Origin of the sequence: Pseudomonas fluorescens, assembly GCF_002022275.1 — a bacterium.
Classification (GTDB): domain Bacteria; phylum Pseudomonadota; class Gammaproteobacteria; order Pseudomonadales; family Pseudomonadaceae; genus Aquipseudomonas; species Aquipseudomonas fluorescens_AJ.
Map to the genome: position 1 here is coordinate 142,064 of NZ_MSDF01000014.1, position 15,224 is coordinate 157,287.

Annotated in this window: 13 protein-coding genes; 10 read left to right on the plus strand and 3 right to left on the minus strand. The window is 60.2% G+C overall.

Annotation, left to right across the window (positions count from 1 at the left end; genetic code table 11):
* Window positions 1–155: 155 nt before the first annotated feature.
* The 6 genes from BFW87_RS08830 to BFW87_RS08855 all read left to right on the plus strand — a co-directional run bounded on the left by BFW87_RS08830 (window position 156) and on the right by BFW87_RS08855 (window position 5,574).
* A complete protein-coding gene (locus tag BFW87_RS08830; RefSeq protein WP_078739488.1) occupies window positions 156–1,100 on the plus strand; it encodes a choline ABC transporter substrate-binding protein in 945 nt (314 codons plus the stop codon).
* 78 nt (window positions 1,101–1,178) lie between these two features.
* On the plus strand, window positions 1,179–2,066 hold the full coding sequence (locus tag BFW87_RS08835; RefSeq protein ID WP_071484923.1) for a 3-keto-5-aminohexanoate cleavage protein: 888 nt from the start codon (window positions 1,179–1,181) through the stop codon (window positions 2,064–2,066).
* A gap of 146 nt (window positions 2,067–2,212) precedes the next feature.
* Window positions 2,213–3,178, plus strand: coding sequence for an L-carnitine dehydrogenase (locus BFW87_RS08840; protein ID WP_078739489.1), 966 nt, complete (start codon window positions 2,213–2,215; stop codon window positions 3,176–3,178).
* A 117-nt stretch (window positions 3,179–3,295) separates the two neighbouring features.
* Window positions 3,296–3,772, plus strand: a complete 477-nt coding sequence (locus BFW87_RS08845) for a thioesterase family protein (RefSeq protein ID WP_078739490.1) — start codon at window positions 3,296–3,298, stop codon at window positions 3,770–3,772.
* 12 nt (window positions 3,773–3,784) lie between these two features.
* Window positions 3,785–4,945 (plus strand): gamma-butyrobetaine dioxygenase, encoded by a 1,161-nt coding sequence (locus tag BFW87_RS08850; protein WP_078739491.1) that lies wholly within the window; start codon window positions 3,785–3,787, stop codon window positions 4,943–4,945.
* 365 nt (window positions 4,946–5,310) lie between these two features.
* On the plus strand, window positions 5,311–5,574 hold the full coding sequence (locus BFW87_RS08855) for a hypothetical protein (protein ID WP_078739492.1): 264 nt from the start codon (window positions 5,311–5,313) through the stop codon (window positions 5,572–5,574).
* Between the two features lie 95 nt (window positions 5,575–5,669).
* Here BFW87_RS08855 and BFW87_RS08860 read toward each other — a convergent pair whose 3' ends face one another.
* Window positions 5,670–6,773: a GlxA family transcriptional regulator gene (locus BFW87_RS08860; RefSeq protein WP_003216915.1), complete on the minus strand. Its 1,104-nt coding sequence runs from the start codon at window positions 6,771–6,773 to the stop codon at window positions 5,670–5,672.
* Window positions 6,774–7,282: 509 nt separating this feature from the next.
* On the minus strand, window positions 7,283–8,659 hold the full coding sequence (locus tag BFW87_RS08865) for an L-serine ammonia-lyase (RefSeq protein WP_078739493.1): 1,377 nt from the start codon (window positions 8,657–8,659) through the stop codon (window positions 7,283–7,285).
* A 414-nt stretch (window positions 8,660–9,073) separates the two neighbouring features.
* Here BFW87_RS08865 and BFW87_RS08870 point away from each other — a divergent pair, with 414 nt between their 5' ends.
* From BFW87_RS08870 to choV, 3 genes are all read left to right on the plus strand, one after another.
* Window positions 9,074–10,021 (plus strand): choline ABC transporter substrate-binding protein, encoded by a 948-nt coding sequence (locus tag BFW87_RS08870; RefSeq protein WP_078739494.1) that lies wholly within the window; start codon window positions 9,074–9,076, stop codon window positions 10,019–10,021.
* Between the two features lie 69 nt (window positions 10,022–10,090).
* Window positions 10,091–10,936, plus strand: a complete 846-nt coding sequence (gene choW / locus BFW87_RS08875) for a choline ABC transporter permease subunit (RefSeq protein ID WP_078739495.1) — start codon at window positions 10,091–10,093, stop codon at window positions 10,934–10,936.
* Window positions 10,933–12,111: a choline ABC transporter ATP-binding protein gene (gene choV, locus BFW87_RS08880; protein ID WP_078739496.1), complete on the plus strand. Its 1,179-nt coding sequence runs from the start codon at window positions 10,933–10,935 to the stop codon at window positions 12,109–12,111. The genes choW and choV overlap by 4 nt, the downstream gene beginning before the upstream one ends.
* Before the next feature lie 187 nt (window positions 12,112–12,298).
* Here the strand turns inward: choV and BFW87_RS08885 are convergent, their stop codons facing one another.
* Window positions 12,299–14,233 carry a BCCT family transporter gene (locus tag BFW87_RS08885; RefSeq protein WP_254865872.1) on the minus strand — a complete coding sequence of 645 codons (1,935 nt, stop codon included), beginning with the start codon at window positions 14,231–14,233 and terminating at the stop codon, window positions 12,299–12,301.
* Between the two features lie 378 nt (window positions 14,234–14,611).
* Here BFW87_RS08885 and betI point away from each other — a divergent pair, with 378 nt between their 5' ends.
* Window positions 14,612–15,205: a transcriptional regulator BetI gene (gene betI, locus BFW87_RS08890; protein ID WP_078739498.1), complete on the plus strand. Its 594-nt coding sequence runs from the start codon at window positions 14,612–14,614 to the stop codon at window positions 15,203–15,205.
* Window positions 15,206–15,224 lie beyond the last annotated feature (19 nt).

Consider the following 15,224-nt stretch of genomic DNA (forward strand, 5'->3'; position numbering starts at 1 on the left):
TACTCCCGTTCCCGGGTGGATTCAAGGGGGCAGGTCGCTGCAGTGCAAGAGCTGGTCGCCGCCGTGCGTTTTGTCACCCTCGAAGGTACGTAACTTGGCCTCACGGCGCACAAAGACGCCGGACCCCACAATAACGACCTGCCGAGGGATCCACCATGAACCGACTGATCAGCCGCTGCGTGCTTGCACTCAGCGCCAGCGCCATTTTGAGCACCAACGTGATGGCCGCCGACGCGGCGTCTTGCCAGAACGTGCGCATGGGCGTGGTGAACTGGACCGACGTAATCGCCACCAGCGCCATGACCCAAGTGTTGCTCGACGGCCTCGGCTACAAAACCAAACAAACCAGCGCCTCCCAGCAAATCATCTTCGCCGGTATCCGCGACCAGCGCCTGGACCTGTTCCTGGGCTACTGGAACCCGCTGATGACCCAGACCATCACCCCGTTTGTCGACGCCAAGCAAGTCAAAGTCCTCGACAAGCCGAGCCTGGAAGATGCTCGCGCCACCCTCGCCGTGCCGACTTACCTGGCGGACAAGGGCCTGAAAACCTTCGCCGACATCGCCAAGTTTGAAAAAGAGTTGGGCGGCAAAATCTACGGCATCGAGCCAGGCTCGGGCGCCAACACCCAGATCAAGGCGATGATCGCCAAGAACCAGTTCGGCCTGGGCAAATTCCAGCTGGTCGAGTCCAGCGAAGCCGGCATGCTCGCCGCCGTCGACCGCGCCGTGCGCCGCAAAGAGGCCGTGGTGTTCTTCGGCTGGGCGCCGCACCCGATGAACGTCAACGTCGCCATGACTTACCTCACCGGCAGCGACGACGCGCTGGGCCCGAACGAAGGCATGGCCACCGTGTGGAGCGTGACCTCGCCGACCTACGCCGAACAGTGCCCCAACATCCACAAACTGCTGACCAACCTGACCTTCACCGCCGCCGACGAGAGCCGGATGATGCAGCCGTTGCTGGATCACAAGGACGCCATCGAGTCCGCCAAGCAGTGGCTCAAGGATCACCCGCAAGACCAGGCTCGCTGGCTGGAAGGCGTGACCACCTTCGACGGCAAACCGGCTGCAGCCAACCTGCAACTGACCGCCAAATAACCTGAATCGACTCACCGTGTCGCAGCCGCTGTTGGCTGCGAGCGGCATCACTACGCCCGCCTGTAAGGAACCTGCCTCATGAATCACGACGTCATCATCACCTGCGCACTCACCGGTGCTGGCGACACGACCAGCCGAAGCCCGCACGTGCCGGTCACTCCCAAACAAATAGCCGCCGCCGCGGTGGAAGCTGCCAAGGCCGGTGCAACGGTTGTGCACTGCCATGTGCGTGACCCTGAAACCGGCAAGTTCAGCCGCGACGTGGCCCTGTACCGCGAGGTGATGGAGCGCATCCGCGAGGCGGACGTCGACATCATCGTCAACCTCACCGCCGGCATGGGTGGCGACCTGGAGATCGGCGGCGGCGAGAACCCGATGGAGTTCGGCCCCAACACTGACCTGGTCGGCCCGCTGACCCGCCTGGCCCACGTGGAAGAGCTACTGCCGGAAATCTGCACCCTCGACTGCGGCACCCTGAACTTCGGCGACGGCGACACCATTTACGTGTCCACCCCGGCGCAACTGCGCGCTGGCGCCAAACGCATTCAAGAGCTGGGCGTGAAGGCCGAGCTGGAAATTTTCGACACCGGCCACCTGTGGTTCGCCAAGCAGATGATCAAGGAAGGCCTGCTCGACAACCCGCTGTTCCAACTGTGCCTGGGCATTCCGTGGGGCGCACCGGCCGACACCACCACCATGAAAGCCATGGTCGACAACCTGCCCGCCGACGCGGTGTGGGCCGGCTTCGGCATCGGCCGCATGCAAATGCCAATGGCCGCACAGGCGGTGCTGCTGGGCGGCAACGTGCGGGTCGGCCTGGAAGACAACCTGTGGCTGGACAAAGGCGTGCTGGCCACCAATGGCCAGTTGGTGGAGCGCGCGAGTGAAATCCTCAGCCGCTTGGGTGCGCGGGTCATGACCCCGGCGGAAGGTCGCGTGAAGATGGGCCTGACCAAACGCGGTTAACTCCCTGCCGAAACCGGATCAAAAATGTGGGAGCGGGCTTGCTCGCGAATGCGGTGAATCAGTCACCGAATGCACTAACTGACACACCGCATTCGCGAGCAAGCCCGCTCCCACATGGGTACATCACATTATTCAGGATTGTCGCCATGAGCTTTATCACCGAAATCAAAACCTTCGCCGCCCTCGGCAGCGGTGTCATCGGCAGCGGCTGGGTCTCCCGCGCCCTCGCCCACGGCCTGGATGTAGTCGCCTGGGACCCTGCGCCCGGTGCCGAAGCCGCCCTGCGCAAACGCGTCGCCAATGCCTGGGGCGCGCTTGAGAAACAAGGCCTCGCGCCCGGCGCCTCCCAAGACCGTCTGCGCTTTGTCGCCACGATTGAAGAATGCGTGAAAGACGCCGATTTCATCCAGGAAAGCGCCCCGGAACGCCTGGAGCTGAAACTCGAATTGCACAGCAAGATCAGCGCGGCGGCCAAGCCGAATGCGTTGATCGGCTCAAGCACCTCGGGCCTGTTGCCGAGTGAATTCTACGAGGGCTCGACCCACCCGGAACGCTGCGTGGTCGGCCACCCGTTCAACCCGGTTTACCTGCTGCCGTTGGTGGAAGTCGTCGGCGGCAAGCACACTGCGCCCGAAGCGATTCAAGCGGCGATCAAGGTGTACGAATCCCTCGGCATGCGCCCTTTGCATGTGCGCAAGGAAGTGCCGGGCTTTATCGCTGACCGCCTGCTTGAAGCGCTGTGGCGTGAAGCGCTGCACCTGGTGAATGACGGCGTGGCCACCACCGGCGAAATCGACGACGCGATTCGTTTTGGCGCCGGGCTGCGTTGGTCGTTCATGGGTACTTTCCTGACCTACACCCTGGCGGGTGGCGATGCCGGTATGCGGCACTTCATGGCGCAGTTCGGCCCGGCGTTGCAGTTGCCGTGGACCTACCTGCCAGCGCCAGAGCTGACCGACAAGTTGATTGATGATGTGGTGGATGGCACCAGCGATCAGTTGGGCAAGCACAGCATTTCGGCGCTGGAGCGCTATCGTGATGATTGCCTGCTGGCGGTGCTGGAGGCCGTGAAAACCACCAAGGAAAAACACGGCATGAGCTTCGCTGAATAACCGCTGTTGATCTCTGTGGGAGCTGGCTTGCCTGCGATAGCGATGCAAGATTCACCACCGCCATCGCAGGCAAGCCAGCTCCCACAGTTGACCGAGTACTGATCCGGAAACCCAGACATGCCTGCACTGACCACCTACACCACCAAAATCCTCCCCGACTGGGTCGACTACAACGGCCATCTGCGCGACGCGTTCTACCTGCTGATCTTCAGCTACGCCACAGACGCCTTGATGGACACACTCGGGCTGGACAGTGAAAACCGCGAAGCCAGCGGCCACTCGCTGTTCACCCTGGAGCTGCACCTGAACTACCTGCACGAAGTGAAACTCGGTGCCGAGGTGCAGGTGCACACCCAACTGATCGCCCATGACGCCAAGCGCTTGCACCTCTATCACAGCCTGCATCTGGTGGGTGACGACAAAGAGTTGGCAGGCAACGAGCAGATGCTGCTGCACGTCGACCTCGCCGGTCCGCATTCGGCGCCGTTTACCGAGACCACGCTGGAAAAACTCACGGCGATCAGCGCCGAACAAGCTGACCTGCTGCGCCCTGCCCTGCTCGGCCGAGTGATTGGGTTGCCGCCTAAAAAATAACCAGGAGCCGCTATGCAAACCGCCGCCGCCATTGCCGATTTCCGTACCTACCCGAAGATCAGCGACCTCGCGGATGCGCGAGTGCTGGACGATCAAATCCGTGTGCAGTGGGCCGACGGCAGGGTCAGCCCGTTTCATCATCAGTGGCTGCGCGACAACTGCCCGTGCGCGCAATGCGTGTACAGCGTGACCCGTGAACAGGTGCTGGAAATTGTCGATGTGGAAGAACACCTCAGCGCCGTCAGCGCGCACATCGACCAGGGTTTTCTCAGCGTGCAATGGCGCGGCGGCCACAGCAGCCGGTACGACCCCGGCTGGCTGCGGGCCCACGCTTACGACGATGAGTCACGCGCCGAGCGCCGGGCGGCCAAGCCCAAATCCGCGCTGTGGGATCACACCTTTACGCTACCGGTTTTCGACTATGCCGCCGTGATGGAAGACCCACAGGCTTTGCTGCAATGGCTGCTGGCGTTGCGCGACACAGGGCTTACGCAAATCCGTGGCGTGCCCACCGAACCCGGTTCCCTGGCGCTGATCGCCCGGCGCATTTCGTTTATCCGCGAGAGCAACTTTGGCGTGCTGTTCAACGTGCAATCCAAGGCCGATGCCGACAGCAATGCCTACACCGCTTTCAACCTGCCACTGCACAGCGATTTGCCGACACGGGAGTTGCAACCGGGGCTGCAATTTCTGCATTGCCTGGTGAATGATGCTGACGGCGGCGAGAGTATTTTTGTTGATGGGTTTGCCATCGCCAATGCGCTGCGTACGGAGGATGCCGAGGCGTTTCACGCGCTGTGTGAAATCCCCGTGGAGTTTCGCAATAAAGACCGGCACAGCGATTATCGCCGCGTAGCGCCGATCATCGCGCTGGATGCTTTGGGTGATGTGGCGGAGATTCGCATGGCTAACTTTCTGCGTGGCCCGTTTGAAGCCAGCGTGGAACAGATGCCGTTGCTGTACCGGGCCTATCGACGGTTTATTGCGATGACGCGGGAGGAGCGTTTCCGTCTTGTCCAACGTTTGAATCCGGGCGAATTGTGGTGCTTTGATAACCGCCGGACTTTGCATGCGCGCAATGCGTTTGACCCGGCTTCGGGGGCGCGGCATTTTCAGGGGTGTTATATCGATCGGGATGAGTTGCTCTCCAGGATTCTGGTGTTGCAGCGGTAGACCGAGTTGCGGCCATCGCAGGCAAGCCAGCTCCCACAGTTTGATTTGTGCACGCAGTCAAAGGTGGGAGCTGGCTTGCCTGCGATGAGGCCAGTACATCCACCCCAAAAATCAGACAAAAAAAGCCCCGATCAAGCCGTGACAAGATCGGGGCAGAGTGCTTTGTGTGAGCGTGACATCCCGAGGGTGACCAAACCTTCAAGCTGCTTGCTGGCATTCAGTGTGCCTATTACTTCTATCGGTAAATGACCCGAAAACGACATGCTCATAGCCATCTGAGCCATTCGTTGATTCTGCCCTTGCCGACCGGCCGGGGGCCTACCAGAATCCATTCAGACCCCGCTCCCTACACCAGGATAAACGTCATGATGCACGCGGATTTGATTGACCAGGATGACCTGCTGGGCCACCTGCGCTCGCTGGGTTTTGAAGTGTCCAGCGGCGCCACTGCCGAACAGGCTTGCGAGTGCGCAGTACGCGGTTTGAGCGCGGCCCGGGCCAAGGCCCTCAAGGGCATGGTGGAGCAGATGTACACCGGCAGTGCGACGATTTTGCCGGCGGTGAGGCAGGCGATCGATAAGCAGTTGTTGCCGGCTTTGGTGCAGTTCAAGCAGAGCTCTGGTGCCTGATAGATCGCTATCGCAGGCAAGCCAGCTCCCACATTTGACGGTGTTCACAATTCAAAATGTGGGAGCTGGCTTGCCTGCGATGAATCCCCCTCGGTCTAGAGCCTTACACTGGCGAAAGTCGACTCATTCCTGGCCTGACTCAACGCCGACAACGGCCCCGACAACGGTGACAACACCAGCGCCTGCGGAATCGGCATCATCGCCACTTGCTGGGTAGTGTTGGACCCTACGCGCTCATCCCGTGGCGGAATGCCGAAGTATTCGCGGTAGCACTTGGAGAAGTGCGGCGTAGACACAAACCCGCACACCGACGCCACTTCGATGATCGACATCGGCGTTTGTTTAAGCAGCTGCCGCGCACGGATCAGGCGCAACTTAAGGTAGTAACGCGACGGCGAGCAATGCAGGTATTTCTGGAACAGCCGCTCCAGCTGACGACGTGACACGGCGACGTACACCGCCAATTCATCCAGGTCGATCGGCTCTTCCAGGTTGGCTTCCATCAGCGCAACGATTTCCTGCAGCTTCGGCTGGTTGGTGCCCAGCATGTGCTTGAGCGGCACGCGCTGGTGATCCTGTTCGTTGCGGATGCGTTCGTAGACGAACATCTCCGAGATGGCCGCCGACAATTCACGGCCGTGGTCGCGGCTGATCAGGTGCAGCATCATGTCCAGCGGCGCGGTGCCGCCCGAACTGGTGAAGCGGTTACGGTCGAGGGTGAACAAGCGTGTACTCATGGCCACGCGGGGGAAGGCTTCCTGCATCGACGCCAGGCATTCCCAGTGCACGCTGCAATCAAAGCCATCGAGCAAACCGGCGCAGGCCAGCGCCCAACTGCCGGTGCACACCGCACCGAGGCGACGGGACTGACGCGCCTGGCTTTGCAGCCAAGACACATGTTCGCGGGTAACGGTGCGCTGGATACCCACGCCGCCGCACACAATGACAGTGTCCAGGGCCGGGGCTTTGTGCATGGAGGCATCGGGGGTGATTTGCAGACCGTCGCTGGCCCACACCTGGTTGCCGTCGACACTCAGGGTCGTCCAGCGATACAGCTCGCGGCCGGACAGCTGGTTGGCCATGCGCAGCGGTTCCACGGCCGACGCCAGGGAAATCAGCGTGAAATTGTCCAACAGCAAAAAGCCGATGGATTGAGGCGCACGGTTCTGGGGTTGGGCCCCTGAGTTGAACGACGTCATCGCGGTATCTCCTCACACAAAGCGGGTGATGGCCTCAGGCGAGGCTCTTGTTATTGCGCTCGGCTCCAGCGAGGAGTGAGGCTTTGAATTGATAGAGCAAATGCCATGCCTAAAGTTGAATGGCCGTCCAATAACTCCTGAAAACGACCTGATGACGCGTCTATATAAGCCCGCGCCGGAAGTGCGGGATATGGCCCGAAATGGACGCAGGAGCAGGCTGACTCAGGGGGCGTGAGCAGATCGGTAGCACTTGTGGGAAGGCGCTTTGCGGGTGTGGGAGAAGTCTGTCACCGCCCGCACGGGTGACGGGTGGTCAGGTGCTGAATCGTTTGCAAGCTACTTATCTGTTTGCGACGCGCTAAAAGGTGGCGCGTTTGGATCCGGGTGTTCACTTTATGAGCAGTAGTGCCTGAACCACCGTCATCGCAGGCAAGCCAGCTCCCACAGTTTGATTTGTGAACACATTCAAATGTGGGAGCTGGCTTGCCTGCGATGCAGTCGACTCGGTCTCAGCACTCAACGGCACTGACCGCCAAACCGCCCCGCGAGGTCTCTTTGTACTTGTCATGCATATCCGCCCCGGTATCGCGCATGGTGCGGATCACCCGGTCCAGCGAGATAAAGTGCTGGCCATCACCCCGCAACGCCATTTGCGCCGCATTGATCGCCTTCACTGCCGCAATCGCATTGCGCTCGATACACGGCACTTGCACCAGGCCGCCCACCGGGTCGCAGGTCAGGCCGAGGTTATGTTCCAGGCCGATTTCCGCCGCGTTGCACAGCTGCTCCGGCGTGGCGCCGAGGATCTCGGCCAAGCCAGCGGCGGCCATAGCGCAGGCCGAACCGACTTCACCCTGGCAGCCGACCTCAGCGCCCGAGATTGAGGCGTTCTTTTTACACAGAATCCCCACCGCTGCCGCGCCGAGCAGGTAGTCGACCACGTTGGCTTCAGTGACTTCTTCACTGAACTTCATAAAGTAGTGCAGCACCGCCGGGATGATCCCCGCCGCGCCATTGGTAGGCGCCGTAACCATGCGCCCGCCCGCCGCGTTCTCCTCGTTCACCGCCAAGGCGAACAGGTTGACCCATTCCATGGCGCTCAATGTCGATCCAATCACATTCGGCTTGCCCAACTCCTGCAAGCTGCGGTGCAACTTGGCGGCGCGGCGGCGCACATTCAGGCCGCCGGGCAGGATGCCTTCGTGCTTGAGGCCCTGCTCAACGCAATCTTGCATGGCGCGCCAGAGCTTCATCAAACCACTGCGGATCTCTTCTTCGGAGCGCCAGGTTTTCTCGTTGGCGAGCATCAACTCTGCGACGCGCAGGTTGTGGGTCTTGCACAGCTGCAATAGCTCTGCTGCGCTGGAAAAGTCATAGGGCAACTCGGTGCGGTCCATGTCGGCCACACCGCTTTGCGCCTGGGCTTCATCCACTACAAAACCGCCGCCGACGGAGTAGTAAGTGTCGCGATGCAATTCGCCGTCATCGCCGTACACCACCAGGGTCATGGCGTTGGGATGGAACGGCAGGTTTTCGTCGAGCAAACGCATGTCGCGCGCCCAGATGAAGGGCACCGGCAGGTAGCCGTCGAGCAGCAAGGTGTCGGTTTCACGCAGGGTGTGAATGCGCAGGCCGATTTGCGACGGATCGATCGCGTCCGGCCACTCGCCCATCAGGCCCATGATGGTCGCGGTGTCGCTGCCGTGGCCGATACCCGTGGCCGACAACGAGCCATACAGCTGAACTTCGACGCGCCGCACTTGCTCCAACACATCACGTTCACGTAACCCTTGAACGAACAACGCCGCGGCGCGCATGGGACCGACGGTGTGAGAACTCGAAGGCCCAATGCCGATCTTGAACAGGTCGAAAACGCTGATAGCCATTGCCGTGCAACTCCGCAGGTGAACAGGCCTGGCACCAACGAGCTGCTACGCTCAGATCGCCCAGATGGCGGCATCATCAAGCTTTTATCCGTCATCACGGCGTCTCACACCGACGTAACCATGCTCACCAGCGTCGCTCGCGGGCGATGCGGCGTTTTGGCCGTTTTTAGCGGTGCAGATTGGCAAAAACTGTAGTTTTGCCATTGGAAAAATCTGTAAGCGACGTCACCGACACTGGATACGACCATCCCTGTACTGGATACGACGCCCCCTGTAGGCGTCAGATTTTCACTGGTACATGATCAGTCTCGACTCGTTTGCAAGGCACCGTGCCGTCGCCTCATCGCACGCACCAACCGCAACACTTATAAAGCGCGGCGCAGGCCGCCAGAAAAAACACAGGAGTCTAGCCCCATGAAAGGTTCACCCCAGTTGTTGTTGGCCGCCATGCTGAGTCTGCCAGTCCTGGCGCACGCTGCAGAACCGGCACAATGTCAGACCGTTAACTTCTCCGATGTCGGCTGGACCGACATCACCGTCACCACTGCAACCACCAGCGAAGTCCTCAAGGGCCTGGGCTACAAGCCGCGCACCACGATGATTTCGGTACCGGTGACTTACAAGTCGCTGGCTGACGGCAAGAACATGGACATCTTCCTCGGCAACTGGATGCCGACCATGGAAAACGACATCAAGCAGTACCGTGATGCCGGCACCGTGGAAACCGTACGCGCCAACCTCGAGAACGCCAAGTACACCCTGGCCGTCCCCGAAGCGCTGTACAACAAGGGCCTTAAAGACTTCGCCGACATCGTCAAATTCAAGGATGAGCTGGGCGGCAAGATCTACGGCATCGAGCCGGGCAACGACGGCAACCGCACCATCCAGACCCTCATCGACAAAGACGCCTTCGGCCTGAAAACCGCAGGGTTCAAAGTGGTCGAGTCCAGCGAAGCCGGGATGCTCTCGCAGGTGGAACGCGCCACCAAACGCGACCAGGCCATCGTGTTCCTCGGCTGGGAACCGCACCCGATGAACACCCGCTTCAAGATGAAGTACCTGACCGGGGGTGACGATTCGTTCGGCCCGAATTACGGCCAGGCCACCATCTACACCAACGTACGCAAGGGTTACACCCAGGAATGCAGCAACGTGGGCCAGTTGCTGAAAAACCTGTCGTTCACCTTGAACATGGAAAGCACCCTGATGGGTAAAGTCCTGGACGACAAACAAAAACCTGACGTCGCCGCCAAGGCGTGGCTCAAAGCCAACCCGCAAGTGCTCGACACCTGGCTCGCCGGTGTAACCACCGTTGATGGCAAACCAGGTCTGGAGGCCGTTAAAGCTTATCTCGCCAAATAGTAGTCGCTGACCCCGGGCCGGTGCGCTGGCCCGGGATGTTTTCCCCTTCGCATGTGGACATTCACTACCATGCTGACTGAACATAAAATCCCACTAGGCCAGTACATCGCTGCCTTCGTCGAATGGTTGACCCAACACGGTGCCAACTATTTCGACGCAATCGCATCGACCCTGGAAACGATGATCCACGGCGTGACGTTTGCGCTGACCTGGTTCAATCCGCTGGCTTTGATCGGTCTGATTGCGCTGCTGGCTCACTTTATTCAACGCAAATGGGGCCTGACGGTGTTTGTCATCGCCTCCTTCCTGCTGATCCTGAACCTGGGGTACTGGCAGGAAACCATGGAAACCCTCGCGCAGGTGTTGTTCGCCACCCTGGTCTGCGTGGTCATCGGTGTGCCGCTGGGCATTGTTGCCGCGCACAAACCGCTGTTCTACACCATGATGCGGCCGGTGCTCGATCTGATGCAGACCGTGCCGACCTTCGTCTACCTCATCCCTACCCTGACCCTCTTCGGGCTGGGTGTGGTGCCCGGGTTGATTTCCACGGTGGTGTTCGCGATTGCCGCGCCTATCCGCCTGACCTACCTGGGTATCCGCGATGTTCCACAAGAGTTGATGGACGCCGGCAAAGCCTTTGGCTGCTCGCGCCGTCAGTTGCTCTCGCGCATTGAACTGCCCCACGCCATGCCGAGCATTGCCGCCGGCATTACTCAATGCATCATGCTGTCGTTGTCGATGGTGGTGATCGCGGCCCTGGTAGGCGCCGACGGCCTCGGCAAGCCGGTGGTCAACGCACTCAACACTGCCGACATCGCCCTGGGCTTTGAAGCCGGCCTGGCAATCGTGTTGCTGGCCATCATGCTCGACCGCATCTGCAAACAACCCGACGCTAAAGTAGGGGGTGATGCATGAGCATTATCCGATTCGACAATGTCGACGTGATCTTCTCCAAAGACCCACGCGAAGCGCTCAAGCTGCTGGACCAAGGCCTGAGCCGTAACGAGATCCTGAAAAAAACCGGCCAGATTGTCGGCGTTGAAAAAGCCAGCCTGGATGTGGAGAAAGGCGAAATCTGCGTGCTGATGGGCCTGTCGGGTTCCGGCAAATCCAGCTTGCTGCGTTGCATCAACGGCCTTAACACCGTGAGCCGTGGCCAGTTGTTTGTGGAGCATGAAGGGCGCCAGATCGACATCGCCTCCTGCACGCCTGCAGAGCTGAAAATGATGCGCACCAAGCGCATCGCCATGGTGTTCCAGAAGTTTGCCCTGATGCCGTGGTTGACGGTGCGCGAGAACATCAGCTTCGGCCTTGAAATGCAGGGCCGCCCGGAAAAAGAACGGCGCAAGCTGGTCGACGACAAACTTGAGCTGGTGGGCCTCACCCAGTGGCGTAACAAGAAGCCTGACGAGCTGTCTGGCGGCATGCAGCAGCGTGTCGGCCTGGCCCGCGCGCTGGCGATGGACGCCGACATTCTGCTGATGGACGAACCCTTCTCCGCCCTCGACCCGTTGATTCGCCAAGGCCTGCAAGATGAACTGCTGGAACTGCAGCGCAAGCTGAGCAAGACCATCGTATTCGTGAGCCACGACCTCGATGAGGCACTCAAGCTGGGTAGCCGTATCGCGATCATGAAAGACGGCAAGATCATCCAGTACAGCGTGCCGGAAGAGATCGTGCTGAACCCGGCGGATGACTATGTGCGCACCTTCGTCGCCCATACCAACCCGCTGAACGTGCTGTGCGGCCGCAGTCTGATGCGTACCGTGGAGAACTGCACCCACGTCAACGGCTCCATCAGCCTGGACCCGGGTGGTGATTCGTGGCTGGACCTGACGGAAGGCAATGTGATTAAAGGCGCACGCCAGAATGGCACGCCGTTGAACCTGCAGAACTGGGCACCGGGGCAACCGGTGGAAGGTCTGGGCCGGGTACCGACACTGGTGGATTCGAATATCGGCATGCGCGATGCGTTGCAGATTCGGTATCACACGGGGAACAAGCTGGTGTTGCACAACAACAACCAGGTGGTGGGGATTTTGGGGGACAGCGAGCTGTACCACGCCTTGCTGGGCAAGAACCTGGGCTAAGCCAACACCCCAAACCCCACTGAAGAAACGGGGTCAATGTGGGAGCGGGCTTGCTCGCGAATGCGGTGTGTCAGTCAACACATCTGTCACTGATCCACCGCATTCGCGAGCAAGCCCGCTCCCACATTTTTGATCTGTTTACACATTAAAAAAGCGGCGCCAGTGACGGCGCCGTCCCGCTCAACCATCAGCTATAGACACGGCCAAGGAGCTGCCGATGGCTTTCAAACTGATCGAGCACGTCCCGGGTAATCTGTTCCTGGGCAAAGCCCATCAGGTCGTACTCCTGAGGCCCGTTGTGCAGGTAAACCTCGGCACGGTAGTAGCGGGTGCGCTCTTCTTCGGGCAGGTCGCTCGGCGCCGACGAGTAAGCATCCAGGCTCACTTCATAGACAAACGGGTTGCCCTCCTCCATCTCGATGCGCACACCAATGCAGCGCTTGGATTTGCCGAGCAAGGTCTGCACTTCCAGGCCCTGATCGCGCAACGCAACCGCCGCTTCTTCCAGCGCAGGCGTAACGTGCTTGTCCATAAAACGCTGCACAGTGCCCAGGCTCGGTTGCAGGTCCAGCGCGGTCAACCGCTCGCTGAAACCACGACGGCCACGCTCGGCCAATTGCGCCTGCTCCTGTTCGATTGCGACGTCCTGGCGCATGGCCTTGTGCAAACCGAACATGAACAGAATCAGCACCACCGAGAACGGCAGCCCCGCCAGCACCACCATGGTTTGCATGGCTTCGAAGTTGCCGGCAAACAGCAGGCCGATGGTCACCAGCGTGATCACCGCCGACCAGAAGATCCGCAGCCAGTGCGGCGCGTCTTCGTCCACGTTGCCGCCTTTGCAGGAAAGGTTGGCCATCATCACCGCGCCGGAATCCGCCGGGGTCAGGAACAGCACAAATCCCACGAAGATCGACACGCCGATCACGATTTTCGACGCCGGGTAATGCTCAAGCAATTGGTAGATGGCCATGGACGGTTGTTCCAGCGCCGTCTTGCCCAACTCCACGGCACCGTGGTTCAGCACCAGGTCCAGCGCCGAGTTACCGAAGATCGACAACCACGCCAGGGTGAAGCCCAGCGGAATCAGCAGCACGCCCGCCACCAGTTCACGCACGGTGCGACCACGGGAAATACGCGCGATGAACATGCCCACAAATGGCGCCCAGGAAATCCACCACGCCCAGTAGAACAGGGTCCACAGGCCCATCCAGCGTTCGGTTTTGTCGGCGTCGCCTTCGTACACATAGAGGTCGAAGGTTTTCAGCACGATGCCGTTGAGGTAATCGCCGGTGTTCTGCACCAGGCCGTTAAGCAGGTGCAAGGTCGGGCCGAACAGCAGCACGAAAATCAGCAAACCGCTGAACAGCACGATGTTGAGGTTGGACAGGCGGCGAATGCCATTCTCCACACCCGACACGGCGGCGATGGTCGCCACGGTGCTCATCACGATGATCACGATCAGCAGGTTGGTATTGCTGTGCGCCATGCCGAACAGGTTTTCAAGGCCCGACGACACTTGCATCGAGCCAATCCCCAGGTTGGTCACCAGGCCCAGCAGCGTCACGAACATGCCGAAACCGTCCACTGCGTGGCCGGCCGCACCTTTCACCCAGCGCTCGCCCACCAGCGGGTAGAGTGCCGAACGCAGGGCCAGCGGCTGGTTATGGCGGTACGCGAAATACGCCACAGCGAGGCCGACCAGCGCATAGATCGCCCAGCCGTGCAGGCCCCAATGCAGGAAGGTCAGCTGCAACGCCTGACGCGCCGCACCATTGCTGGCGGCGGCGCCTTCGGGCGGGTTGAAGTAGTGGTCCAGCGGCTCGGAGGCGCCGAAGTACAGCAGCGAAATACCGATGCCGGACGAGAACAACATGCCGGCCCAGGCGCCGTAGCTGAAGTCCGGGGTGTCGTCCTTGCTGCCCAGTTTCAATTTACCGTAGGACGAAAACGCCAGGCCCACCACGAACACCAGGTAAGCGGCGATGACCACCATGTAGTACCAGCCAAAGCTTTTCGAGAGCCACGCCTGGGCGACACCGAGCATGCGCCCGGCCTCCTGCGGGGCGATGATCAGAATGGCAGTCAACAACAGAATCAGCGCGGTGGAGGTGTAAAACACCCAACCGTTGACCCGCACCTTTTCCGGCGGGGTCTTTATAAGAGAGGCAGAACTCATGGCGCAGATGCTCCGGGCAGTGCGAGAGAGAAACACAAGGCAACGGTTATCCCGGGACATCGATTTTTCGGCAGTCGACGGACGGGTGTTATAAAGACACCCCGAAAATTCCTGAACCCCGCCAAAGCCATGGCTCGGGCTGTTCAAGGGTTTTGCAGGTGTCATAGGTCGCTGCTCACGGGTAGGAAATATCCGTAGGCAGCGACCATTTGTCGCAGAGCTTATTCTTTGTTGATTGAACGTTCAATCAAAACAAAATAGACTGGCCCTCAAGCCGACGGACGTTCATCGCCCATCGGCAGGCCTAAGGAGAGGTGCTACATGCCCAAGGTCGGTATGCAACCCATACGCCGCCAGCAGTTGATCGAAGCCACCTTGACGGCCATCGATCAGGTCGGAATGGGGGATGCCAGCATTGCGCTGATCGCCCGTTTGGCCGGCGTTTCGAACGGCATCATCAGTCACTACTTTCAGGACAAGAACGGCCTGATCGCCGCGACGATGCGGTACTTGATGAATGTGCTGATCGAGAACGTCCACGAACGCAGGCACGCGTTGAAGGACGACAGCCCCCGTGCCCACCTGCAGGTGATCATCGGCGGCAACTTCGACGCGAGCCAGGTCAACGGCCCGGCAATGAAAACCTGGCTGGCCTTCTGGGCCACCAGCATGCACCACCCGTCTTTGCACAGGTTGCAGCGGATCAACGATCACCGTCTGTATTCCAACCTGTGCTGCCAGTTCCGCCGTGTGCTGCCGCTTGAAGATGCACGCAGCGCAGCCCGGGGCCTGGCAGCTTTGATCGACGGTTTGTGGTTGCGCGGCGCCCTGTCGGGAGACGCTTTCGACACGGAGCAGGCGCAACGGATCGCTTACGAATACATGGATTTCCAATTGGCCAAGCAGGTGAGTTAGAGCACACATAACCGCTCAA